Source organism: Kibdelosporangium phytohabitans (assembly GCF_001302585.1).
Taxonomy (GTDB): domain Bacteria; phylum Actinomycetota; class Actinomycetes; order Mycobacteriales; family Pseudonocardiaceae; genus Kibdelosporangium; species Kibdelosporangium phytohabitans.
This window is the reverse complement of the sequence record NZ_CP012752.1, coordinates 5,749,526-5,775,056: the sequence shown is the minus strand read 5'-3', so window position 1 is coordinate 5,775,056 and position 25,531 is coordinate 5,749,526. Positions and strand designations below refer to the sequence as shown.

The following is a 25,531-nucleotide window of genomic DNA, read 5'->3' as shown; positions in this document are numbered from 1 at the left end:
TCCGGCGGTGAGCCCGCACGAATCGGCCAGGCACGCGGTGGGGAGCGCAACCTCGCCTGGTGTGAGTTCACCGCCAAAGCGGGCACCGATCGGCCCGTGCTCGGACCGCAGAGCGTCGCCGTGGACGGGCCCGCCCCGAAGGATGATCATGACCAGTGTGATCGATGCGCTCGCCCGGCACATCGATCGGGCCCGCGTCGTGGCCGACGGGCCCGAGCTCGACGCCGCCGCGGCCGTGTGGAACGGGGCGGTGTCACATCGTCCCGCGCTGGTCGTGCGGTGTGAGACGACCGCGGAGGTGCGGCACGCGATCCGTGTCGCACGGGAAAGTGGGCTGCCGCTGTCGGTCCGGAGCGGCGGGCACGACTGGGCGGGGCGGGCGATCCGGGCGGGTGGTTTGGTCATCGACCTGACCCGGATGCGTCACGTCACGGTGTCCGGCAACGTCGCCACGGTGGCTGGTGGTGCCACCTCGGCCGACGTGGCGGAGGCGGCGGACCGCCAGGGGCTGGCCGTGGCCACGGGCACGGTCGGCACCGTGGGCATGCTCGGGTTGTCCCTCGGCGGGGGCTATGGCCCGTACAACGGATGCTTCGGTCTCGCAGCCGACAACCTCCTTGCTGCCGAGGTCGTGCTCGCTGATGGCCGCGTCGTGCAGGCTGACACCGAGCTGTTGTGGGCACTGCGCGGTGGCGGTGGCAACTTCGGCGTGGTCACCTCCGCCGATGTCGCCCTGCACCCGCTGGCCGAGGTGCTCGCCGGTTCCTTCATCTATCCGTGGGAGCAGGCCGAGCAGGTGCTACGTGGATACGGCGAGCTCCTCGAAGGCGCACCTGACGCGCTGACCTCGACGATCGCCGTCGTCGCCGGGCCCGAGGGCCCCACGGTCGTGGTATCACCGACCTGGTCGGGACCACCGCCGACGGAACCACTGTCCTCGACGGGTTCGCCGCGCTCGGCACACCTCTGACCGCGACGGCGACCCCGATGTCCCCGCTGGCGAAGCTGCGTGAGTTCGACGGCGCGTTCCCCGACGGGGCCGGGTACGCGATCCGCACCCGGAACACCACAACCTTCACTCCCGGTGTGGTGTCCGCGTTGCTTGAGGCGTACGCCGCTCGCACGTCACCCGCGACGTTCATCAACATCCACCATTTCCACGGGGCGGCGACCCGGGCCGGCACCGCCGGGCAGCGCGCTGCCCGGCGGCTACCCCAATCTCCTCGGTCCCGACGACGAACACCAGGCCGCGGCGGCACACGGACCGCACACCGCCCGGCTGCTCGCGATCAAAGCGAGCCTGGACCCGGACGGCGTGTTCACCGCGACTCCCCTGCCGCCTGCCAGATGAGCCTGCCATCCGTCGCGCCGAGCGGCGGGCTTGTGATCATCGGGTCAGGGCTGGAACGCTTCCGCGCCGCCGTTGGTCTTGCTGTTCAGCCACAGCCCGATGGCCAACGCGCCCGTGCTCGAATCCAGGTCGATGCCACGGGTCAGCACGTCGCTGACGACCTTCTCCGCGACCACGACTCCGTTCTTGGTGACCCGGAAACCGTGGTTGGGCATCAGGTCCGTCGTCCAGCGGACCGTGGCCTCGGTCTGCCCGGTGATCTCGTCCTGTGACATGAAGAGCATGTAGTCGGCGTCGATGTCCGGTGACGGCGCGATGGTCACGGGGTTGGCCGAGGGCATGCCGAGCGACACCGTGTTGTCGTTGTCGAGGCCTCCGCGGACGGCCGCTGTGGCGGTCCTGGTCTCCTGCCCTGTACGGACTTTGTCGTCACCGCTGAACGGGGTGCCTTCCACGATCGAGAAGAACCGGACGGTCTGCCCGAAGTTCGCCATCTTCACGACCTGCGCGTTGGACATCTTGCGGCCGTCCCAGTCGAACTCGATGGCCGTGCACACGCGGTACTCGCCTTCGTACCCCGGGTGCCCGTCGCCGTGGTAGTGGGATTCCAAGGACTTCACCGAGCCCGCTCCCATGACCAGTTCGGCCGCCTCCCGCAGCGGCGCCTCCGGGTCGACCACCTGCTGCGCCGGGATCCACGCCTTGACCTCGAAGCGGAAGCGGTCCACCGCGGGCGCCGCGGTGGCCTGGTCCTCGATCAACTGGGCCACTGCCAGGTTTCCCGCTGTCCGCTGCAGGTGCAGCAGATGCCCAGTGGTCCCGCCCGGCCCCGGACGGGGTCCACTGTGCGCAGTGGCGCCGGCCTGACGCGACTCCCGCTCGGCGAACATCGGCATGCGGAGAGCCTCGCAGAGACGTTTCGCGGCGGTCCAGCCCAAAAGGGCGTCCACTCGATCGCTCCCGGGCCGCACACGTCACGGTGATGGATCAACGGGCGCTTGTCGCCAACTTGCCTGGCGGGGGCGCGTACCGTCCTAGCCGTCCCCAGCACTCGGGGGTGCCGTCGGCGCGCAGGCCACAGGAGTACTCGCCGCCGGTACCGGCACCCAGCGCGGCGAACGGGCCACCGGGTGGTTCGGTCTGGCCGTCTTTCGCCCGTCCCCAGCACACCACGGTTTGGTCGGTACGCAAGGCGCACGAGTGTTCCTCACCGGTTGTCACGGCGGTGAACTGACCGGTGGGCGGACTCGCCTGCCTCTCGTCGTCCTTGCCCCAGCAGGCGAGCGTGTTGTCAGTGCGGAGGCCACAAGCGTGGTATCCGCCCACGGACACCGTCTCGAATGGACCTGGCGGTACGTCCGTCAGGGCTGGGCCGGAAGGATTCCAGCACGTCACGGACTTGTCGTCACGCACGCCACACCATGCTCCGTACTGGCCGTGGGCAAGCGATGAGAACTTGCCGGCAGGCGGTTGGTCATCCCCGATCCAGCAGTGCAGCGTGCCGTCCACCCGGACACCGCAGCCGGTGGCCACACTCTGGAACCGCCCTGAGGGCAACAGGTCCGGCCTCGTCCCAGTCGACGGCGGCGTCCAGCAGACCGCCGTCCCGTCCGCACGCAGTCCGCAACCGAGCTCCTTGGCCAGGGAGATGCTGGCGAGCCCACCCACGGGCGGCGAGTACGAACCGGCTTCGCCCCAACACTGCGCAGTGCGGTCGCTGCGTAACCCGCATGCAGCACCACTGCTGGTGGCCAGCACCGCGTGCCCCGGCGAACCGGCTGAGGACGCCTGCTCGGCCGGAAGCAGCGCGTTCACGCCGAGATATCCGCCGCCACCCACGACGATCACCAGCGCGACCACGATCAGCGCGAACCGTCTCGGGTGCCGCTTCGCGTAGTTGACGACCTTCTGCTTGATCCTGACCGGGGCGGTCGCGAGGATGCTGCCGATGTAGGCCCCGCCCGTGTTGTCGATGCCCGAGTTGTTGATGTTGTACGTGTAGCCCGCGGGCGCGGTCCGCTCCTGGAACGGCTGGGGCGGCTGGATCGAAGGCGGCGCGGGAGACGCCACCGGCGGCCTGGCAGGGCTCGAGGCGTGGTCGTCGACCGCGGTCACGAGGCCGATCGCGAAACTCGCCGCGTGCCGGGCCGCCACGGCCTGCCAGCCCTGGCCGTCCGAGTTGTGCTTGGCGCCGCCGGCGAGGTCGGAGATGCCGCGGACCGCGATCGTGGGCGTGGATTCGTGCAGATGACGACCGGCCAGCGCCACGCCCGCACTCTCCATCTCGACGGCCGCGGCGTCGTTGTAGTGCGCGCGCAGCCGGGCGCGTTCCGGGGAGTTGCTGGAGTTGAGCACGACGTCGCCCGCCGCGACCGGCTCGAAGTGCACCTCCGCCGGGGTCTGGTCGGCGCCGGGCCACGCCTTCGACCGGCGCACGTGCTTGGCGAGGTGGACCAGCCGGTGCGAGGTGTCCCACGCCCGTGGCCTGGCCAGGAACTCGTCGTCGTCGACACGGCCGCCCTGATGGGCGTAGACCCTGGTCGCGACGACGATGTCGCCCAGCTTCACCCAGTCGCGCAGGGCACCGGCGACTCCCACGAACACCACCGCGCTCGGCCGGAACTCGGCGATCGCCCGTTCGGTGATGGCAGCCGCGTTGACCGTCCCCATGCCGATGACGGCCAGCGCGACCTCGCAACTGGGCCGGTCTGCCAGGTGGCCCACTTCGAAGATGGTTCCGGCCTGGTGGTGGTGCGGGCGCAACCCGCTCAGATGCGCGCGTACCGCCGCACCCTCGAAGTCCAGTGCGGTCAGGATCACGATCATCGGGGCCTGCGTCGTCCTCGGGCGGCCGACCGTAGCCAACCCGCCCACTTATCGTCAAGCTGACGTTTATCGGCAGCTCGACAATCCCATGTCGGAAGCGATGAAGCCAACGTTTCAGTGATACCAAGTTGTCGTCATATTGACGCCAAGATATGTTGTAACGGTGGACGACGGATGGCAGATCCCGACAGTGGCGGTGACGGTCGACCTGGTGGTGCTGACCATCCGGGACGATCAGCTGCAGGTGCTCCTCGTCGAACGCGGCATCGAGCCGTACGCCGGCAAACTCGCGTTGCCCGGCGGGTTTCTCGCGTCCGAGACCGAGGACATCGACGCCGCGGCGGGCCGTGAACTGACCGAGGAGACCGGGCTGCGCGCCAAGCACACCCACTTGGAACAGGTGCGCACGTACGGCGCTCCCCACCGGGACCCGCGCAGGCGGGTGATCACGATCGGCTATCTCGCCATCCTGCCGAACCTGCCCGAACCCCAGGCAGGTGGGGACGCGCGAGCCGTCCGCTGGACCCCGGTCGGGCAGACACTGCGCCGGCGCAACAGCCTGGCGTTCGACCACACCCGCGTCCTCTCGGACGCAGTGGAACGAGCCAGGGCCAAACTCGAGTACACGACGCTGGCGACAGCGTTCTGCGGCCCGGCCTTCACCGTCGCCGACCTACGGCACGTGTACGAGATCGTGTGGGGTGAACGCCTCGATCCGCGCAACTTCCACCGCAAGGTCACCAGCGTCGAGAACTTCCTCGTGCCCACCGGGGAACACACGACCAAGGACGGCGGGCGGCCCGCGGCGTTGTTCCGGCGCGGCACCGCCCAGACGTTGTACCCGCCGATCATGCGCGGCTGACGCGGAAAGCCGTCACCACTCCACGGGCAGTTCGTGCACGCCGTAGATCTGCATCTCCTCTCGCATCTCGATCTGCTCGGCGGGCACGGCGAGGCGCAGTCCCGGGAAGCGGTCGAACAGTGCCGTGTAGGCGATCCGCATCTCGATCAACGCGAGACCCTGGCCGATGCACGCGTGCACGCCGTGGCCGAAGGTCAGGTGGGTCGCCGATGAGCGGCCGATGTCCAGGGTGTCGGGGTCGGGGAAACGCAGCGGGTCGCGGTTGGCCGCGGGGACGGACACGGTGAGCACCTCGCCCTTGCGGATCTTGTGGCCGTCCAGTTCCGTGTCCGCGAGGGCTGTGCGGGTCAGGCCGTACTGCGGGATGCTCAGGTAACGCAGCAGTTCGTCCACCGCCTTGTCGGTCAGCGACGGGTCCGCGCGCAGCCGTGCCAGCTGGTCGGGGTTGCTCAGCAGTGCGTACGTCCCGATCCCCAGCATGTTCGCCGTCGTCTCGAAACCCGCCACCAGCAACAGGAAGGCGATACTGGCCAGTTCCGCGTCGACCAGGCTGCCCTCCGCCGCCAGTTCGCTGAGCATGTCGTCGGCCGGCTTCTCGCGTTTGCCGCGCATCAGGTCGAACAGGTACGCGGTGATCTCGCCGAACGCCTCGGTCATCGCGTCCGTGTCAGTGCCGACCAGCGCCGAGGCCACGTCCTCGAAGTGCGCGCGGTCCTCGTAGGGCACGCCGAGCAGTTCGCACATCACCCTGGACGGCACGGGGACAGCGAAGTGCTTGACCAGGTCGACGGGCGGGCCGAGGCGGTCCATCTCGCGCAGGCAGTCGCCCACGATCGCCTCGATCCGCGGCGCCAGCGTCCGCATGCGGTGCATGGTGAAACGGCGTTGCAGCAGCTCACGGTACCGCGTGTGCTCCGGCGGGTCCTGGTTGAGGAAGAACCCGGGCGGCGCGGGCTGGGCGTGCGCCGCCGCGGCCGGTTTGCCGACCGGGAATCGCTTCAGGTCCAGGCGGGCGCTGAAGGTGTTGTCCGACAGGACTTTTCTGGCCGCCGCGTGTCCGGTGACGAGCCAGCCGACGTGCCCGTCCGGGTATTGCAGCCGGGCGACGGGCTTGTCCGCGCGCAACGAGCCGAGTTGCGCGGGCGGCGAGAACGGGCAGCCCCGGGCAGTCGGCATGGTCACCGCGGTCGGGTCGGGCTGGGCCAAGACGGCCTCCTCGGAGAGGTAGCCGGGTGTCGTCACGCGCCGCAGCCACGTGTCGATCACCGTCGCGGTCACGTGGGAGTGGTCGCTCATCATCGTGAAGTGGTCGCCGGGCACGTCCACGCTGTCCACCCGTCCCCACGTGGTGCGCCAGTCGAACCGCCGGGTCCACTCGATCATCGGCTCACTCGCGCGGACCATCAGCACGGGCGCGGCGATGTCCTTGATCTCCCAGTCGAATCCGACGTACCGGCCCATCGCGGTCAGCCAGTCGTCGCCTGCGGCGTACCCCATCTCCTCGTGCGCGTCGATCAGGCGGCGCGCGAACTCCGGTACGAGATCTTCGAGCAGGTAGTTCACGTGGGGGCCGAACGTGTCCAGCAGGACGACGGCGGCGGGCGGCGTCCCGCGGTACTCCAGCAGCTGTGCCAGTGTCTGCGCCACCATGCCGCCGGAGGACAGTCCGACCAGTGCGAACGGTGTGCCGTTCCAGTTCTCCGTGATGGTCTTGGCGTGCAGTTCGATCACGGTCTCGATGCTGTCCGGCAGCGGCTCGCCCGCCACGAAACCCGGGTGGTGCAGCACGTGCAGCTCCCGGCGGTCGCTGAAGTGCGCGGCGAACCGGGTGAACTGCTGCGGCCCTGGCATCCCGATGAACCCGGGGACGCAGATCAGTGCCGGGGTGTCCGCGCCGGAGGTGACCTGGGTCAGCACGCCGTCGATCGCCGCCGGGTCGCCGAACGACTCGCGGTAGTTCGACGCGGAGTCCAGGAACTGCATGAAGTCCAGCGACTTGCCCATCCGCACCGCACGGCCGAACATCGCCCGGAACGGCCCGTACTCGATCACTGGTTCCGGCTCGGCCTCGCCGGAGAGCAACTCGGCGAGCTGGGCGCCGAGCGCCGCCGGGCTGGGGTGGTCGAAGACCGTGACGACCGGGAGGTCCAGGCCGGTCGCGGTGCCGAGCCGGTCGGCCAGCTCTGCGGCCGTGAGCGAGTCGAAGCCCAGTTGCAGCAGGTCCGCGTCCTCGGGGATGTCGTCGGTCGAGCCGTGCCGCAGCACGATCGCTGTCTCGGCCCGGACGAGCCGGGTCAGCTCCGGCGCTGTGCGCGCGTCGGAGCGTTGCGGCAGGGGCAGTTCCGCGGGCCGGGCGGCTGTGGTTCCGGGCTGTCCCAGCCAGTAGGTCGAGCGCTGGAACGGATACGTCGGCAGCAGCACGGTTCGGGCGTCCGTCCCGGCGAAGAACGCCTCCCAGCGCACCGAACCGCCGTTGACGTGCACAGTGGACAATGCGGTGACCGCTGTTTCGACCTCGGGACGGTCACGGCGTTGCACGGCAACGAACGTGCCGCCGTCGGCACATTCCCTGGCTGTCGCGGCAAGGGCACCGTCCGGGCCCAGGTCGGCGAAGCCGTTGACGCCCTGCGCGCGTGCGTATCGGACGCCGTCGAGGAAACGCACGGTGCCGCGCGCGTGCCGGACCCAGTAGTCCGCGTCGAACCGCTCGACCGGCTGGCCGGTCAGGTCGGACAGCACCGGGATCGCCGGTGGCGCGTACTCGATCCCGGCGGCGACGGCACGGTACTGCTCCAGAATCGGGTCCATGTGGTGTGAGTGGAAGGCGTGGGACACGGCAAGGCGTTTCACCTTGCGGCCACGAGCCGACCACTGCTGTGCGAGGGACACCACCGCGTCCTCGTCACCGGACAGCACCAGCGACCGCGGCCCGTTGACCGCGGCGATCCACACCCCGTCCACAAGGGATACTTCGTCCTCTGTTGCCTGGACGGCGATCATCGCGCCGCCGCCCGGCAGCGACTGCATCAGCCTGCCGCGTGCGGTGACCAGCGCGCAGGCGTCCGGCAGGCTCAACACCCCGGCGACATGGGCCGCCGCCAGCTCGCCGACCGAGTGGCCCAGCAGGAAAGCCGGCCGGGGCAACCATTCCGACACCGTCCGGTACAGCGCCACTTCGAACGCGAACAGCGCGGGCTGCGCGTGCTCGGTGCGGTCCAGCCGCTCGGCGTCGTCCAGTGGCAGGTCAGGCAGGTGCGCGGCCACCTCGTCCCAGGTCGCGGCGAACCGGGGGAAGGTCCGGTACAGCTGCCGTCCCATCCCGGCCCGTTGCGCGCCCTGGCCAGCGAACAGCAACGCCAGCGAACCGGACGCTCTCGTGACACCCTCGATCACGTGAGCGCTCGGTTCACCGGCCGCGTACGCTTCGAGCGCGGCGCGTGATTCGGCGTCGGTTCCGGCGACCACGGCGGCCCGGTGAGACAACGCCGCCCTGCCGGTGGCCAGCGTGTACGCCACATCGATCCGCCGGTTGCCGTCCGCGAGCAGCCGGGCCGCTTGGGCGCGTACCGCCGCGGGTGTCCGGCCCGACAGCAGCACGGGGAACACGCCCGACCGTTGCGGCGGGGCCGGGATCGTGGTGTCCGGGGCTTCCTCGATGATCACGTGCGCGTTGGTCCCGCTGACGCCGAACGACGACACGCCCGCCCGCCGTGGCCTGCCGTTGCGCTGCCACGGCACAGGCTCGGTCAGCAGGTGGGCGTTGCCCGTCGACCAGTCCACGTGCGGCGACGGTTCGTCGGCGTGCAATGTTCGTGGCAGCGTCTCGTGCTGGAGTGCCAGCACGGTCTTGATCACGCCCGCGAGGCCGGACACGCCCTGGGTGTGACCGATGTTGGACTTCACCGAGCCGAGCAGGACCGGTTCGGTGCGGTCCTGACCGTAGGTGGCCAGCAACGCGTGTGCCTCGATGGGATCACCGAGGCTCGTGCCGGTGCCGTGCGCCTCCACAACGTCCACGTCGGACGCCTGCACACCGGCGCTGGCCAGGGCACGGCGGATGACGCGCTGTTGCGCCATGCCGTTCGGGGCGCTCAGACCGTTGCTGACGCCGTCGGAGTTGGTCGCCGAACCACGCAGCAGTGCCAGCACCGGGTGGCCGTTGCGGCGCGCGTCCGACAGCTTCTCCAGCACCAGTACGGCGGCGCCTTCGGCCCACCCGGTGCCGTCAGCGTTCGCGGCGAACGGCTTGCACCGGCCGTCCGGTGCCAGACCACGCTGGCGGCTGAAGGCGATGAACGCACCCGGCGTGGACATCACGGCAGCGGCACCGGCGACGGCCAGCGAACATTCGCCGGTCCGTAGTGCCTGTGCCGCGAGGTGTGTCGCGACCAGGGACGACGAGCACGCGGTGTCCACGGTCACCGACGGCCCCTCGAACCCGAACACGTACGACAACCGGCCGGACAGCACACTCGCGGCGCTGCCCGTGGTCAGGTAGTCCTCTCCTCCGTCCGGCACGTTGATCAGCAGATTGGCGTAGTCCTGGCCGTTGGTCCCGGTGAAGACCCCGGTGTTGCCGCCGCGCAGCGACTCCGGGTCGATCCCGGCCCGTTCGAACGCCTCCCACGTGACTTCCAGCAACAGCCGTTGCTGCGGGTCCATCGCCAGTGCCTCACGCGGGCTGATGCCGAAGAACCCGGCGTCGAACTCCGCCACGCCGGTGAGGAACCCGCCGTGGCGGACGTACGAGCGGCCTGCCACGCCCGGAGCCGGGTCGTAGAGCTCGTCGAGGTTCCAGCCGCGGTCCTCGGGGAAGCCGGTGATCGCGTCACCGCCGTCGGCCAGCAGCTGCCAGAACTCCTCCGGTGTGCCGATGCCGCCGGGGAACCGGCAGCTCATCGCCACGATCGCGATCGGCTCGGTGGAGTGCTCGGCGACCGGCACGACCGCCGCGGGCCGGGTTCCGGCCAGCTCGTCACGCAGGTGCGCGGCCAACGCCGAGGGTGTCGGGTGGTCGAACACCACGGTCGCGGGCAGCCGCAGGCCGGTGGCCGCGTTGAGCCTGTTGCGCAGTTCGACCACGGTCATCGAGTCCATCCCGAGTTCCCGGAAGGCACGGGACTCGGTGACCTCGTCGGGTGATTCGTACCGCAACACCGCGGCGACCGTGGCCCGCACCAGCTCCACGAGTTTGGTGGTGTCGGGCGCGTCCACGCGCTCGACAGCAGGCGTGGTGACGGGTTCGTGCCGGGCGGCACCTTCGCGGTAGCCGGACACCCAGTAACGCCTGCGCTGGAAGGGATACGTGGGCAACGGCACCCGCCGGGGCCGGTATCCGGCGAAGAACCCGGGCCAGTCGATGCCGGCGCCGAGGACGTAGGCACCGGCGAGCGCGGTGAGGAACCGGTCGCCCTCGTCACGCCGGATCGAGGCGACCGCGGCGGCGTCGGCGCCGACGTCGTCGAAGACTTCGTGCAGGGCGGCGGCCAGCACCGGATGGGGCCCGACTTCGACGAACAGGCCGTGGCCCGCTGCCAGCAGTGCCCGGACAGCCGGGTCGAACCGCACGGTCTGCCGCAGGTTGCCGTACCAGTGCTCGGTGCCCGTCCGGTCGGTGTCCAGGAGCTGCCCGGTCACCGTGGAGTAGACCGGGATCGACGTCCGCGAGGTGCTGACCTCGGCCAGTTCGGCGAGCATCCGGTCACGCAACCGGCCGACCTGCGGCGAGTGCCCGGCGACTGTCACGCCCGGGATCTGCTTGGCGCGGATGTCGTCTGCCGCGCACGACGCGAGGAACTCAGCCAACGCGTCGGTGTCCCCCGCCACGGCGCACGAGGACGGGCCGTTCACCGCGGCGACGCCGAGCCGGTCACCCCACACGGCGATGCGGGCCTGGACATCGGCGGCCGGGGCGAGGACTGACGCCATCGCGCCCCGCCCGACCAGTTCGCTCAGCAGACGGCTGCGCACGGCGACGACGCGTGCCGCGTCGGACAACGACAGTCCGCCCGCGATGTGCACTGCGGCGATCTCGCCCTGGGAGTGCCCGACGACGGCTGACGGGGTGAGGCCGTGCGACATCCACAGCCGGGCCATCGAGACCATCATCGTGAACAGCACCGGCTGCACGACCTCGATCCGGTCGATGTCGGCCGCGTCGGGGTTGCCTTCCAGCACGTCCAGCACCGAGAAGTCCACGAACGGGGTCAGCGCGGCACAACATTCGTGCACGCTCGCGCGGAAGGCCGCGGACGACTCGAGCAACGACCGGGCCATGCCGGGCCATTGCCCGCCCTGCCCGGGGAACACGAAAACCGTGCCCTCGCCCGTGGTCACGGTGCCTTCCACGACCGACGGGTCGATCCGGCCGTCGGCCAGCGCGCTCAGACCTGCCCGGAACCCGGCCAGGTCCTCGGCGATGACCACCGCGCGGTGTTCGAACGCCGTGCGCCCGGCGAGTGAGTGCCCGACGTCGACAACGGGGTCCGCTGTGGACAGCAGCTGGTTCGCCCTGGCCCGCAACGCGGGCACGCTCTTGGCCGACACCACCCACGGCACAGGACCCTTGGGCGGCGGGGACGGCACCGGCCGCGGAGCTTCGGGTGCCTGTTCCAGGATGACGTGCGCGTTGGTGCCGCTGATGCCGAAGGACGACACACCCGCCCGGCGCGGCCGGTCGGACCGTGGCCACTCCACGCCTTCGGTCACGAGCCGCACCGCGCCCGATTCCCAGTCGATGTGCGGTGAGGCCGTGCCCGCGTGCAAGGTCGGGGGGACGTAGCCAGCGCCGAGCGCCAGCACTGTCTTGATCAGCCCGGCGATGCCCGCGGCGGACTGGGTGTGCCCGATGTTGGACTTCACCGAGCCGAGCAGCACCGGCTCGGTGCGGTCCCGGCCGTAGGTGGCCAGCACCGCCTGCGCCTCGATCGGATCGCCGAGAGTGGTGCCCGTGCCGTGCGCCTCGACCACATCGATGTCCGTTGTGGACAGACCGGCCCCGGCGAGCGCGGCGGTGATCACCCGCTGCTGCGCGGGCCCGTTGGGTGCGGTCAGGCCGTTGGAGGCGCCGTCGGAGTTGACGGCCGAGCCACGCAGCACCGCCAGGACGTCGTGGCCGTTGCGCTGTGCGTCCGACAGGCGCTCCAGCACGACCACGCCGACACCCTCGGCGGCGCCGAATCCGTCGGCGTCGGCGGAGAAGGCCTTGCACCGGCCGTCGGCGGCCAGCCCGCCCTGGCGGCTGAACTCGATGAAGCTGTACGGGGTGGCGATCACGGTCGCACCGCCGGCCAGTGCCAGCGAACACTCGCCGGATCGCAGCGCCTGCGCCGCGAGGTGCACCGCGACCAGGGACGACGAACAGGCGGTGTCCACGGTCAGCGCGGGGCCTTGCAGGCCGAGCGTGTAGGCGATCCGGCCGGAGAGCACGCTGCCGCTGTTGCCGGTGATCACGTAACCGTCCAGGTCCGCACCGGAGACGCCGGAACCGTAGTCGTTGTACGTCGCTCCGACGTACACACCGCAGTCGCTGCCGTGCAACGAGGCCGGGTCGATGCCCGCGCGTTCGAACGCCTCCCATGACGCCTCCAGCAGCAGCCTCTGCTGCGGGTCGGCGGTCAGGGCCTCACGCGGGCTGATGCCGAAGAACGCGGCGTCGAACTTGTCCGCGTCCGCCACGAACCCGCCGTCGCGGACGTAGCTCTTGCCGGGGCGGCCCGGAGCCGGGTCGTAGATGCCTTCGACGTCCCATCCCCGGTCGGCCGGGAACTCGCCGATCGCGTCCACACCGGCGACCAGCGCCTCCCAGAACTGTTCCGGGGTGCGCACACCGCCGGGGAACTGGCAGCTCATCGCCACGATCGCGATCGGCTCGTCGGCCCGGTCCCGTACGGCCACGGTCGGCGCCACCGCGTCGGCGCCCAGCTGTTCCCACAGGAAATCCGCCAAGGCGGTCGGTGTGGGGTGGTCGAACACGAGTGTCGCCGGTAACGGCAACCCGGTCGCCGTCGTCAGCCGGTTGCGCAGTTCCACGGCGGTCAACGAGTCGAAACCGAGGTCGGCGAACGTGCGCCTGGCCTGGACAGGGTCCGTGGTGCTGTGGCCGAGCGACGCGGCGGCGTGCGTGCGTACGAGGTCGACCAGGACGCGGTCACGTTCCACGTCGGGCATCCGTGCCAACCGTGCGGCCAGGCCGGCGTCGTCGGTGGACGCCGTTGTCCGGCGGACGGGGGTACGGACGAGGTCGCGCAACAGCGGCGGAACCACGGTCGACGCGGCGCGTATCGCGGCGATGTCCAGTGGTGCCGGTATCAGCAGCGGGTCGTCCATCCGGCAGGCGCGGTCGAACAGGGCCAGGCCGTGCTCGGCGGTGATGCTGAGGGCCCCGGCCTTGGCCAGCCGGGCGCGGCCGGTCTCGGCCAGCTCGCCGGACATGCCGCTCTCCTGCTTCCACAAACCCCAGGCCAACGACCACGACGGCAGGCCGTGCGCGTGCCGGTGTTGCGACAGCGCGTCCAGGAAGGCGTTCGCTGCCGCGTAGTTGCCCTGTCCGGCGTTGCCGAGGGCCGAGGCACCCGAGGAGTACGAGACGAACGCGGCCAGGTCCATGTCCTTGGTCAGTTCGTGCAGGTGCAGCGCGGTGCCCACTTTGGGCAGGAAGACGTGCTCGACCTGGTCTGCTGTCAGGCTGGTGATGACGCCGTCGGCCAATGCCCCGGCCGCGTGCACCACGGCGGTCAGCGGGTGCCGCGCCGGGATCGACGCGATCAGCCCGGCGAGCGCTTCACGGTCACGGACATCGCACTGCCGTACCTGGACATCGGCGGGCAGGTCGGGGGCGGTTCCCGTGCGGCTGGTGAGGATCAGGTGCTTGACCCCGTGTTCGGTCACGAGATGCCGGGCAAGCGCGCTACCCAGCACGCCGGTGCCGCCGGTGATCAGTACCGTGCCGTCGGGGTCCCACCGGCGTGGCGGGATGAGCACGACTTTGCCGGTGTGCCGGGCCTGCGCGACGAACCGCAACGCCTCCCTGGCGCGGGCGAGCTGCCAGCCGCGGACCGGCAATGGCGTCAGCACACCGGCTTCGAAAAGCTCCAGCAGCTGCCCGAGCATCTCGCCGATCCGGTCGGGACCGGCCTCGGCCAGTTCGAACGCCTGGTACGACACACCCCGCGGGTCGCGGACGTCGGTCTTGCCCAGTTCGACGAACCGTCCACCGTCGGCCAGCAGCCGCAGCGACGCGTCGGTGAACTCGCCCGCCAGCGAGTTGAGGACCACGTGCATGTCCGGGAACCGCGATTCGAACCCGGTGTCCCTGCTGGACGCGATGTGGTCGTCGTCGAGGCCCAGCTCCCGCAGCACCGGCCACTTGCCGGTGCTCGCGGTGCCGTACACCTGCGCGCCCCAGTGCCGGGCGAGCTGGATCGCCGCCATGCCGACACCGCCTGCCGCCGCGTGCACGAGAACTCGTTCTCCCGCACGCAGCCCGGCCAGATCACGCAGCCCGTACCAGGCGGTGAGGAACACGATCGGCACGGTCGCGGCCTGCTCGAACGACCAGTCCCCCGGCATCTTGGCGACCATCCGCCGATCAGCCACGGCGAGCGGGCCGAAGGCGCCGGTGAACATGCCGAACACGCGGTCGCCGACGGCAAGCCCGGTCACACCGGGCCCGACCTCCTCGACGGTTCCCGCGCCTTCGCTGCCCAGCGACGCCTGTCCCGGGTACTGGCCGAGCGCGATCAGCGTGTCGCGGAAGTTGACGCCCGCTGCCCGTACCCGGACGCGGACCTGTCCTTCGGCCAGTGCCCCGGCGGGTTCGTGGACGACGACGAGATCGTCCAGGGTGCCTGAGGTGCCCGCGTCGACGTGCCAGCCGTCGTGCCAGGGCAGGTCCAGTTGTGACTCGCCGGCTCGGGCCAGCCTCGGCGCGCGTCCGGTGCCCGCCCGGATCGCGAGCTGTGGTTCGCCGGTGCCGAGCAGGCCGGGCAGGGCCGCGCCGGATTCCGTAGTGCCGTCCGTGTCCACCAGGACGAACCGGTCGGGGTGTTCGCTCTGCGCGGCCCGCAGCAGCCCGGTGACGGGCGCGTGTGCCAGGTTCGGCACGTCCTCGCCGAGCTCTGTGGACACTGCCCGGCGGGTCAGCACGACCAGCCGTTTCCCGGTGGTTTCCACGTCGGACAGCCAGGTTCGCAGCCGGTCGAGCACCCATTCGGTGATCTGCCTGCCCGCTGTGGCCGCGTCCGCCGACGGGTCGGGTTCGGGGCAGGTGAGCAGAACGGTGTCGGTGGCCGGTTCGCCCGGTTCGACCTGGGTCCACTCGATGCGGAACAGGGAGTTCGTGTCGGCTGTGGCTTGCGAGGGGCGCAACCGGAGTGCGCCGATGGACGCGATCGGGGCGCCGCGGTCGTCGGCGAGTTCGACCGCGACCGCGTCCCGGCCGACGCCGGTCAGCCGGACGCGCAGCGCAGTCGCGCCCGTGGCGTGCAGCGTGACGTCGCTCCAGCTGAACGGCAGCATGCCGGTGCCGGTGTCCTCGACGAACTGGCCGAGGCCCACGGCGTGCAGTGCCGCGTCGAGCAACGCCGGGTGCAGCCCGAACCTGGTGGCGTCCCCGTGTGCCGTTTGCGGCAGGGTGACCTCGGCGAACACCTCGTCACCGAGCCGCCACGCGCTGCGCAGTCCCCGGAATGCCGGTCCGTAGGCGAATCCGACGCCGGCCAAGTCGTCGTAGAGCGCGTCGGCATCGAGTTCCGTGGCCCCATCCGGCGGCCACGGGATGTGCCCGGGGTCGTTGGCCGCGTCCGACAACACTCCCGTGGCGTGCTGGTGCCACGTCTCGTCGACGCGGACGTGCAGGCTCATCGCGCGTTTGCCGTGCTCGTCCGGCGGGTTCACCAGCAGTTGCAGGTCGATCGCGCCGTCGCCGGGCAGGGCGACCGGGCGGTGCAGGGTGAACTCGTCGACCCGGCGGCAGCCGAGGTGGTCACCCGCGTTGATCGCCAGTTCGATCAGGGCGGCGCCCGGCAGGAGCACCGTGCCGCCGACCGCGTGATCGGCCAGCCACGGGTGTGTGCGCAGCGAGATCCGCCCGGTCAGCAGCAGGCCACCGGCACCGGCCAGCTCGACGGGCGCCTCCAGCAGCGGGTGCCCGGAGCGTGCGGTGTGGTCGGATTCCAGCCAGAACCTGGTCCGCTGGAACGGGTACGTCGGCAGGTCGACTCGCTGCCCGCCGCTCAGCAGCGACGCCCAGTCCAGCGCGACGCCGTGGGTGTGGGCCTCGGCCAGTGACGTGGCGAACCGGTCGATCCCGCCGTCGTCGCGCCGCAGTGACCCGATCGCCGCCTCCGCCAGTTCCGCGACGCCGACCGTGAGCACCGGGTGCGGGCTCGTTTCGATGAACACGCCGTGCCCGTCGGCGACCAACGCGCGGACGGCGTCGTCGAACAGCACCGTCTGCCGCAGGCTGCGGTACCAGTACTCCGCGTCCATCTCGGCGGTGTCGATCAGGCCACCGGTCACCGTGGAGTAGAACGGGATCCGGGACGGCATCGGCGTGATCGGTGCCAGCGCGGCCCGCAGTTCGTCCCGAATGGTCTCGACCTGGGCGGAGTGGGAGGCGTAGTCGACGTCGATCCGGCGTGCCCTGATCCCGGCCTTGGCGCAGTGCGACACCAGGTCGTCCAGTGCCCCTGGTTCACCGGACACCACTGTCGACTGTGGACCGTTCACGGCGGCGACCGAGATCCGGCCGGGCCACCGGGACACGAGTTGCCTGACCTGGTCCACCGGCACGGCAAGCGACACCATTCCGCCGCGCCCCGACAATGCCACCAACGCCCGTGACCGCAACGCCACCACACGTGCCGCGTCGGCCAGGGACAACGCACCCGCGACATGAGCGGCGGCGATCTCGCCCTGAGAATGCCCGACCACAGCGTCCGGACGGACGCCGTGGGCCTGCCACAGCCGAGCCAGCGAGACCAGGACCGCGAACAAGGCGGGCTGCACGACGTCCACTCGACGCAGTGCCCGTTCGTCGTCGAGAACCGCGAGCAGGTCGAAGTCCACGAACGGCGCCACAGCCTCGGCGCAGGCGCGCATCGACTCCGCGAACTGCGTCGAGCCGCGCATCAGCTCGACGGCCATACCGCACCACTGCGACCCCTGACCGGGGAACATGAACGCGACCCGGTCCGCCGCGGCAAGCTGCCCCTGGACCAGGCCCGCGGCAGCGGTCCCGCCGGCCAACGCGGTCAGCGCCGCCTTGTCCATAGCGGCGGCGCGATACTCCAGATGCGCACGGCCGGTAGCCAGCGAGTACGCGATGTCACGCGGGGCGTTGTCGTCCACATGGGACAGAAGTGCGCGAGCCTGCGCGCGCAGCGCCTCCGGGCTGCGGGCGGACAGCAGCCACGGCGACGGCCCCTCAGCGCTGGCCGGTCCGGCCGCCTCCACGGGAGGTGCCTGCTCGATGATCACGTGCGCGTTCGTGCCGCTGGCACCGAAGGACGACACTCCGGCCCTGCGCGGGTGGCCGTTCTCCGGCCACGGCACGGCTTCGGTCAGCAGTCGCACGTTTCCGGCGGCCCAGTCGACGCGGCCGGTGGGCTGGTCGACGTGCAGGGTCCGCGGCAGGGTCTCGTGCCGCATCGCCTCGACCATCTTGATCACCCCGGCCATGCCGGCCGCGGCTTGGGCATGCCCGATGTTGGACTTCACCGATCCCAGCCACACCGGCCGGTCACGGTCCTGCCCGTAGGTCGCCAGCAGTGCCTGTGCTTCGATCGGGTCGCCGAGTACCGTTCCGGTCCCGTGCGCCTCGACCGCGTCGACGTCCGGCGTGGACAGGTTCGCGGCAGCGAGTGCCTGGCGGATCACCCGCTCCTGCGACGGCCCGTTGGGCACGGTCAGACCGCTGCTGGCGCCGTCGGAGTTGACCGCCGAGCCGCGGACCACCGCGAGGATCGGGTGACCGTTGCGCTGGGCGTCGGAAAGCCTTTCCAGCAGGAGCATTCCGACGCCCTCACCCCAGCCGGTGCCGTCGGCCGAGTCGGCGAACGACTTGCACCGGCCGTCGGCGGACAGCCCGCGCTGGCGGGAGAACTCCACGAACAACGCCGGGGAGGACAACACGCTGACCCCACCGGCCAGCGCGAGCGAGCATTCCTCCGACCGCAGCGCCTGACAGGCCAGGTGCAGCGCGACCAGCGACGACGAGCACGCCGTGTCCACGGTCATCGCCGGGCCTTCCAGGCCGAGTACGTAGGCGATCCGGCCGGACGCGACGCTGCCCGTGTTGCCGTTGCCGAGGTATCCCTCGAAGCCGGGCGGCGGCGGTCGCAGGCGGGCCGCGTAGTCCTGCGCCATCACCCCGGCGAACACGCCTGTCCTGCTGCCGCGCAACGAATCGGGCGCGATCCCGGCTCGTTCGAGAACCTGCCACGCCGCCTCCAGCAACAGTCGTTGCTGCGGGTCCATGGCCAGCGCCTCGCGCGGATTGATCCCGAAGAACCCGGCGTCGAACCGGTCCGCGTCGTGCAGGAAGCCGCCCTCGCGGACGTAGCTCGTGCCCGGGTGGTCCGGGTCGGGGTGGTAGAGGGACTCCAGTGGCCAGCCGCGGTTGACCGGGAATCCGGACACCGCGTCCACACCGTCGGACACCACCTGCCACAGCTGCCGCGGCGACTCGACCGCGCCGGGGAACCGGCAGCTCATCGCCACGATGGCGATCGGTTCCCCGGCCCGTTGCTCGAACTGCCGCAGGCTGCGGCGGGCCTGCCGCAGTTCCACGGTGGCGCGCTTGAGGTAGTCCCGGAGTTTCTGTTCGTTGTCCATGGTTGCCTAACGCGTTCCGAGTTCGTTGTCGAGGATGTCGAACAGGTCGTCGTCCGACGCCGCCAGCACGTCCTGGTCCTCGTCGATGCCTGTCAGCAGTTCCCGCAGCCGGGCGGCGACCGCGTCCCGTTGTGTGCTCGCCAGTTCGGTGATCCGTGCGGCCAGGGTGTCCAGTTCGGACGGACCGGCCGGGCGGGCGAGCAGGCCGGTCAGGTGACCGGCCAGCGCGGTGGGTGTCGGGTGGTCGAAGACGACGGTCGCGGGCAGGGTCAGCCCGGTGAGCTCGGCGATCCGGTTGCGCAGCCGCACCGCGAACAGCGAGTCGAATCCGAGGTCGGTGAAGCCCCTGCCCGCCGGGATCGCGCTCGACGAGGAGTGCCCGAGCACGTCGGCCGCCTGGCCGCGTACCAGATCGAGCAACGCCCGTGCACGGTCCTCGTCAGGCAGGCCCGCGAAGTCGACCCGTTGCTTGGCGGGAGCACGCACCAGCGAGCGGAGCATCACGGGCGCGGTGTCCTGGCGCAATGCCGTGAGATCGAGCCGGATCGGCACCAGCGCGGGTTCCCCGGTGGCCAGTGCCGCGTCGAACAGGGCCAGCGCTTCCGGTGTGGACAGTGCGACGACTCCCCCGGCCCGCATCGCGGCCAAGTCAGCGTCGCTGAGATGACCTGTCATGCCACTGCGGCTCTCCCAGAAACCCCACGCCAGCGAGGTCACCGGGACACCCTCGGCGCGCCAGGTGTGTGCCAACGCGTCCAGGGCCGCGTTCGCGGCGGCGTAGTTCGCCTGCCCCGGCGCGCCGAACACACCCGCGGCCGCCGAACACAACACGAACGCGGACAGGTCCAAGTCCCGGGTCAGCTCCCGCAGCACTCGCGCACCGTCGACCTTCGGCCGCAGGACGCGGTCGAGGTGCTCGGCTGTCAGGTCGGCTACCGGGTGGTCGTCCAGCAGGCCCGCGGCGTGCACGACCACCGTGGGCGGATGCGCTGCCAGGACCTTCGCCATGGCCGCCTGATCGGCCACGTCGCACGCGACGACTTCCACATCGGCGTCGATGCCGGACACGTCCGCCACGCCCGACCGGCTGACCAGGACGATCTTCGTCGCGCCCCGCCCGGCCAAGTGCCGGGCAACGGCGGTGCCGACCATGCCGGTGCCGCCGGTGATCAGGACGGTTCCCTTGGGCTGCCACTGTTCGCCGGTCAGCGCGACCCGGGTGAGGCGGGGAACCAGCGTCACACCGTCACGGACGCACACCTGCGGTTCATCCGATGCGGTGGGCACGGTGTCGGCGTCGGTGTCCATCAGCAGGAAACGGCCCGGATGCTCGGCCTGAGCCGAACGGACAAGGCCCCACACGGCGGCAGCGTCCGGGTCCGGTGTCCCGGTGTGCACCGCCCCGCGCGTCACCACAGCCAGCCTGGTCCCGGCGGTGATCGCTTCCTGGACCGCTGTCAACGCTTCGCGAACGTTCGCCGGGGCGATCGTGGTGACGTTTCCGGCTGTGCCCACGCTCCCGGCTGTGCCAGCGTTTCCGGCTGGGAGCCACTCGACGCGGTACATCGAGTCCGGACGGGCGTATCCAGTCGCGATCGGGCGCAGTGTCACCAACTCGGCCGTGCAGACCGGCAGGCCGGACTCGTCGGTCGCGACCAGCGCGATACCGCTGTCTGTCAACGACAACCGGGCACGCAGGGACTTCGAGGACGTCCGCCGGAGTTCGACTCCGCTCCACGAGAACGGCAACGCCGCCTCGCTGCCGCCGTTGAGACCGGCCGCGTGCAAGGTGGCGTCCAGCAGTGCTGGGTGCACCATGAACTCGCCGTCCACCGGCACGGTCACGTCCGCGAACACCGTGTCGCCGTGCTGCACGGCGGCCCGCACGCCTTGGAACGCGGGGCCGTACCGGAGTCCCGCGTCCGCGAGCCGCTCGTACAAACCGCTGGTCTCGGCGAGCACGGGCCAGGTACCGATCGCCTCGACGGCCCGCGACGGCACGAGAGCACCGGACGCGTGCTCGACCCACGCGTCGTCCTGACGGGAGTGCACGGTGAACCGGCGGCGACCGGAGTCCGGCGCTCGCACGGTCACCTGGATCCGCACCGGCCCGGTCAGGATCAGGGGCTGGTGCAGGACGAGTTCGTCGATCCGCGGGCAGCCCAGCCGGTCACCGGCGTACGCGGCCATCTCGACGAATCCGGTGCCGGGGAACAACGTCTGCCCAGCGACCTGGTGGTCGGCCAGCCACGGTTGTTGCGTGGGTGACAGGTCCCCGGCCAGCACGACCTGTCCGCCGTCCACCAGTTCCGCTGTGGATCGGAGGATCGGGTGCTCGTCGGGTGTCCTGGTACGGCCGCGACCGGCGAGCCAGAACCGTTCGTGCTGGAAGGCGTAGGTCGGCAGGTCCACGACACGGCCGCCGGAGCCGGCGAAGAACGCCTTCCAGTCCGGGTCTGCTCCGGCTACGTAGGCTTCGCCGAGCGCGCTCACCATGCGCTGTTTGCCGCCGTCCCCGCGCCGCAGCGACGCCACGATGCTCGCGTCGGCGCCCAGGTCGTCGATGACTTCCTGGACACCGATGGTGAGCACCGGGTGCGGGCTGACCTCCACCAGGCACCGGTGCCCGTCCAGCACCGCGGCCCGTACGGTGTCGGCGAACAGGACGGTCTCCCGCAGATTGCGGAACCAGTAGTCGGCTGTCAGGCCTGTACCGTCGACTGGTTCGCCGGTGACCGTGGACAGCAGTCGCGTGTGGCCTTGCCGGGGCTCGATCGGCGCCAGATCGGCCAGCAGACGCGCTCGGATGGCGTCGACCTGCGCGGAATGCGACGCGTAGTCCACCTCGACCCGGCGGACACGGACACCGTCTCGCTCGCAAGCCGCGGCGAAGTCCTCGATCGCGTCCACCGCGCCGGACACCACGGTCGACCGGGGACCGTTGACCGCCGCGATCGAGAGGCCAGGACCGTTGATCTGCTCAGGGCTGAGGGCGACCGCCAGCATGCCGCCGCTGCCCGCCACCTCCGCCAACGCCCGGGACCGCAGCGCCACGACCCGTGCGGCATCGGGCAACGACAGCATGCCCGCGACACAGGCCGCTGCGATCTCGCCCTGGCTGTGGCCGATCACGACATCCGGCCGCACACCCCAGGACTGCCACACCTCGGCCAGCGACACCATGACCGCGAACAGCACGGGCTGGATGACGTCCACCCGGCGCAACGCGGCCTCGTCGTTCAGGACGTCAATCAGCTGCCAGTCGACGTACGGCGCCAGCGCCTCAGCGCATCCGTGCATCCGGCGGGCGAACACCGGCGAGGACGTCATCAGGTCCGCGGCCATCCCCAGCCACTGGCTGCCCTGCCCGGGGAACAGGAACGCGACCCGTTCCGCGTTCACCGCACGCCCGGCTCGCAACCCCTCGAGGCCCGAGACGAACTCGTCCCGGCTCGTGCCGGCGATCGCCGCGCGGTACTCGTGGGACCGGCGAGTCGTGGCCAGCGTGACCGCCACATCCTGGGGGTGGAAGTCCTGGGCGCGCAACCGGTCGGCCTGCTGGCGCAGCGCTTCCCGGCTGCGGGCCGACAACACCCAGAGCGCGGGCCCGTCGACTGGTTCCGGTTCCGGCTCCGGCAACGGCGGCTGTTCCAGGATCACGTGCGCGTTCGTCCCGCTGACACCGAACGACGACACCGCCGCGAGCCTCGCGCCGCCGGCACGTGGCCACGGCACGGGCTCGGTGAGCAACCGCAGTGTGGTCCAGTCGGCGTGCGGGGTCGGTTCGTCGGCGTGCAACGTGCGGGGCAGCGACTCGTGCCGCATCGCCTGCACCATCTTGATCACCCCGGCCACGCCGGACGCCGCCTGGGTGTGGCCGATGTTGGACTTCACCGATCCCAGCCACAACGGCCGGTCACGTCCCTGGCCGTAGGTGGCGGCGAGGGCTCGGGCCTCGATCGGGTCACCCAGTGCCGTCCCGGTCCCGTGCGCCTCCACAACGTCGATGTCCTTCGTGGACAAGCCAGCGGTGGCGAGCGCCTGGCGGATCACCCGTTGCTGCGCCGAGGCGCTGGGCGCGGTGAGACCGTTGCTGGCGCCGTCGGAGTTGATGGCCGAGCCGCGCAGGACAGCGAGGACGGTGTGACCGTGGCGCTGCGCGTCCGACAGGCGCTCCAACACGACCACGCCCACGCCTTCGGACCAGTTCGTGCCGTCGGCGGTCGCCGCGAACGGTTTGCACTTGCCGTCCGGTGCCAACGCTCGTTGCCTGCTGAACATGACGAACGCGTCCGGGGTGGCCATGACGGTGACCCCGGCGGCCAGAGCGAGCGAGCACTCCCCCGACTTCAGCGACTGCGCGGCCAGGTGGATCGCGACCAGGGACGACGAACACGCGGTGTCGACTGTCACCGCGGGCCCCTCCAGGCCGAACGTGTACGCCAGCCGCCCGGACACGACGCTGGCCGAGTTGCCGGTGACGACGTGCCCTTCGAGTGCGGCGTCCACCGCTGCCCCGGCGTAGTCCTGGTGGCCGCAGCCGACGAACACGCCCGTCCGGCTGCCTCGCAGGGAACCCACGTCCAGGCCCGCGCGTTCCAGTGCCTCCCAGGACACTTCGAGCAGCAGCCGCTGCTGCGGGTCCATCGCCAGTGCCTCGTGCGGCCCGATGCCGAAGAACCCGGCGTCGAACCCGGCCGCGTCGTCGAGGAACCCGCCGTGCCTGACGTAGCTGCGGCCCGGCGTGTCCGGATCGGGGTCGAAGAGCCGGTCGAGGTCCCAGCCGCGGTCGGCGGGGAACGCCCCGATCGCGTCGCCGGACGCCTCGACGAACTCCCACAGCTGTTCGGGTGTCCGGATCCCACCGGGATACCGGCAGCTCATCGCGACGATCGCGATCGGCTCGGCACTGGCCGCCGTGACATCGTCCGTGCGTTGCACCGAACCGTCGCTGAGCCAGGACGCGAGCGCTTCGGGCGTGGGGTGGTCGAACACGAGCGTGGCGGGCAGGTCACGGCCGAGCGCCTTGCCGAGCTGGTCGCGGAACTCCACCGCCGTGACCGAGTCGAATCCCAGCTCGTGGAAGTTCCGGCCGGGCTGGACGTCGTGTGCCGAGTCGTATCCGAGCACCCGCGCGAGGTGGGCGCGTACGAGCTCCAGTGACGCTGTCGCCGTCGGGGCGTGTTCCACCGGTTGGGGCGCGTACAGCGCACTGATGAGTGGGCGTGGCCGGGCAGCGGTGTACAGGGAGCCGAACCGGTCCCAGTCGACGTCGGCCACGACCACTGTCGTCTGGTCGGCGTCGAGTGTCCGCTGGAGTTCGGCCAGCGCGGTCTCGGGCGGCATCGGGCGCAGGCCGTGCCGCCGCAGCGTGTCCGATCCGCCGCCCATTCCGCTCGTCCACGGTCCCCACGCGATGGAGGTCGCGGTCAGTCCCCTGGCACGGCGGGTCTCGGCGAGCCGGTCGAGGTAGGCGTTGGCTGCGGCGTACGAACCTTGGCCCGCGCTGCCCCAGACTCCGGCGATCGACGAGAACAGCACGAACGCGTCCAGCGGCCGGTCCAGCACGGCATCGAGGTTGTCCGCGCCACGGACCTTGGCCTCGGTCTCCTCCGCGAACTCGGCCGCGGTCAGTGCACTGACCGGCCGGGTGACCGCCACACCGGCCGCGTGGAACACCGAGGTCAGGTTGACGATCGAGCTCACCAGCCCGCGCACCGCCGCGCGGTCCGCCACATCGCACGCCACACCCGTGACGCTGGACAGGTCCGGGTCGACGCGGCCACTGCGGCTCGCCAGCACGACTCGCTCAGCGCCGTTGTCGACCAGCCACCGCGCGAGATGGGTTGCCAGACTGCCGGATCCGCCGGTGACCAGGACCGTTCCGCGCGGCTGCCAACGCCTGCGCGGCACAACGTCCGTCACCTGGACCAACCGCCGTGCCACAACGCCCGAGTCCCTCACAGCTACGTCGTCTTCCCGGCCGTCGGCGATCACGCCGTGCAGTCGTGCGACGGCCTGGCCGGTCGGGTCGGCGGGCAGGTTGACGAGGCCGCCCCACGAGCCCGGGTGCTCCAGCCCGATGACCCGGCCGAGGCCTTCGAGCATCGCGTCACCCGGTGTGTCACCGGTCGTGGCGAGCCACAGTGGACAGCCCGGGTACTGCCGGGCAACCTCCAGGACTTGGCCCGGGCTGCTATGGAAGCAGACCACGGCAGCGGGGCTCGCCACGGCGGGGAACGACGACAGCCACGGGTGCCCGGCGGGGCCGACCGCCAGCACGGAGCACGTGCCGGCGGGGTCCGCCACCGGTTGCCACTCCACCCGGTACCGCGGGAGTTGCTGTGTGGACGTCGCACCAGCCCAGTACCGCTTGCGCTGGAACGGATAGGTCGGCAGCTCGACCAGCTGCGCGTCGGTGCCGTGGAACACTCCGTCCCAGTGCACGGACGCGCCCCGCACATACGCTTGGCCGACCGCAGCCAGGACGCTGTCCACCTCGGGTTTGTCCCTGGGCAGCGCCGGGGCCGCGACCGCGCCCTCGACGGACGCCGGCACGGCGGCGGCCAGCGCGCCACCCGGACCCAGTTCCAGGAAGAAGCCCGTTCCCAGCTCGTGCAGCGTCCGGATCCCGGCCGCGAACCGCACCGGCTTGC

At 71.0% G+C, this 25,531-nt stretch carries 6 protein-coding genes (1 of these 6 only partly in view); 2 read left to right on the top strand and 4 right to left on the bottom strand.

Translation table 11 applies throughout. The features are described from left to right. Positions 1-148: 148 nt before the first annotated feature. Positions 149-970, top strand: a complete 822-nt coding sequence (locus AOZ06_RS26025; protein WP_218922060.1) for an FAD-binding oxidoreductase — start codon at positions 149-151, stop codon at positions 968-970. 425 nt (positions 971-1,395) lie between these two features. Here the strand turns inward: AOZ06_RS26025 and AOZ06_RS26020 are convergent, their stop codons facing one another. Beyond that, the gene (locus tag AOZ06_RS26020) at positions 1,396-2,247 is read right to left on the bottom strand and encodes a hypothetical protein (RefSeq protein ID WP_054291797.1); all 852 of its coding nucleotides are present in this window, start codon (positions 2,245-2,247) and stop codon (positions 1,396-1,398) included. A gap of 91 nt (positions 2,248-2,338) precedes the next feature. Continuing rightward, the gene (locus AOZ06_RS26015) at positions 2,339-4,177 is read right to left on the bottom strand and encodes a phosphorylase family protein (protein WP_054291796.1); all 1,839 of its coding nucleotides are present in this window, start codon (positions 4,175-4,177) and stop codon (positions 2,339-2,341) included. Positions 4,178-4,340: 163 nt separating this feature from the next. Here AOZ06_RS26015 and AOZ06_RS26010 point away from each other — a divergent pair, with 163 nt between their 5' ends. After that, the gene (locus tag AOZ06_RS26010) at positions 4,341-5,039 is read left to right on the top strand and encodes an NUDIX hydrolase (RefSeq protein WP_054291795.1); all 699 of its coding nucleotides are present in this window, start codon (positions 4,341-4,343) and stop codon (positions 5,037-5,039) included. Between the two features lie 12 nt (positions 5,040-5,051). On the opposite strand, the gene AOZ06_RS60255 is transcribed toward AOZ06_RS26010, so the two are convergent. Together AOZ06_RS60255 and AOZ06_RS60250 are read right to left on the bottom strand one after the other, a co-directional pair. Then, complete coding sequence (locus AOZ06_RS60255; RefSeq protein WP_054291794.1) at positions 5,052-18,875, bottom strand: type I polyketide synthase; 13,824 nt, start codon at positions 18,873-18,875, stop codon at positions 5,052-5,054. 6 nt (positions 18,876-18,881) lie between these two features. Beyond that, on the bottom strand, positions 18,882-25,531 hold the end of the coding sequence (locus AOZ06_RS60250; protein ID WP_054291793.1) for a type I polyketide synthase. The gene runs 11,704 nt beyond the window's last position; 6,650 of the gene's 18,354 nt are visible here — the last part of the coding sequence; the start codon falls outside the window, past its right edge — the gene reads right to left on this strand; it ends in the stop codon at positions 18,882-18,884.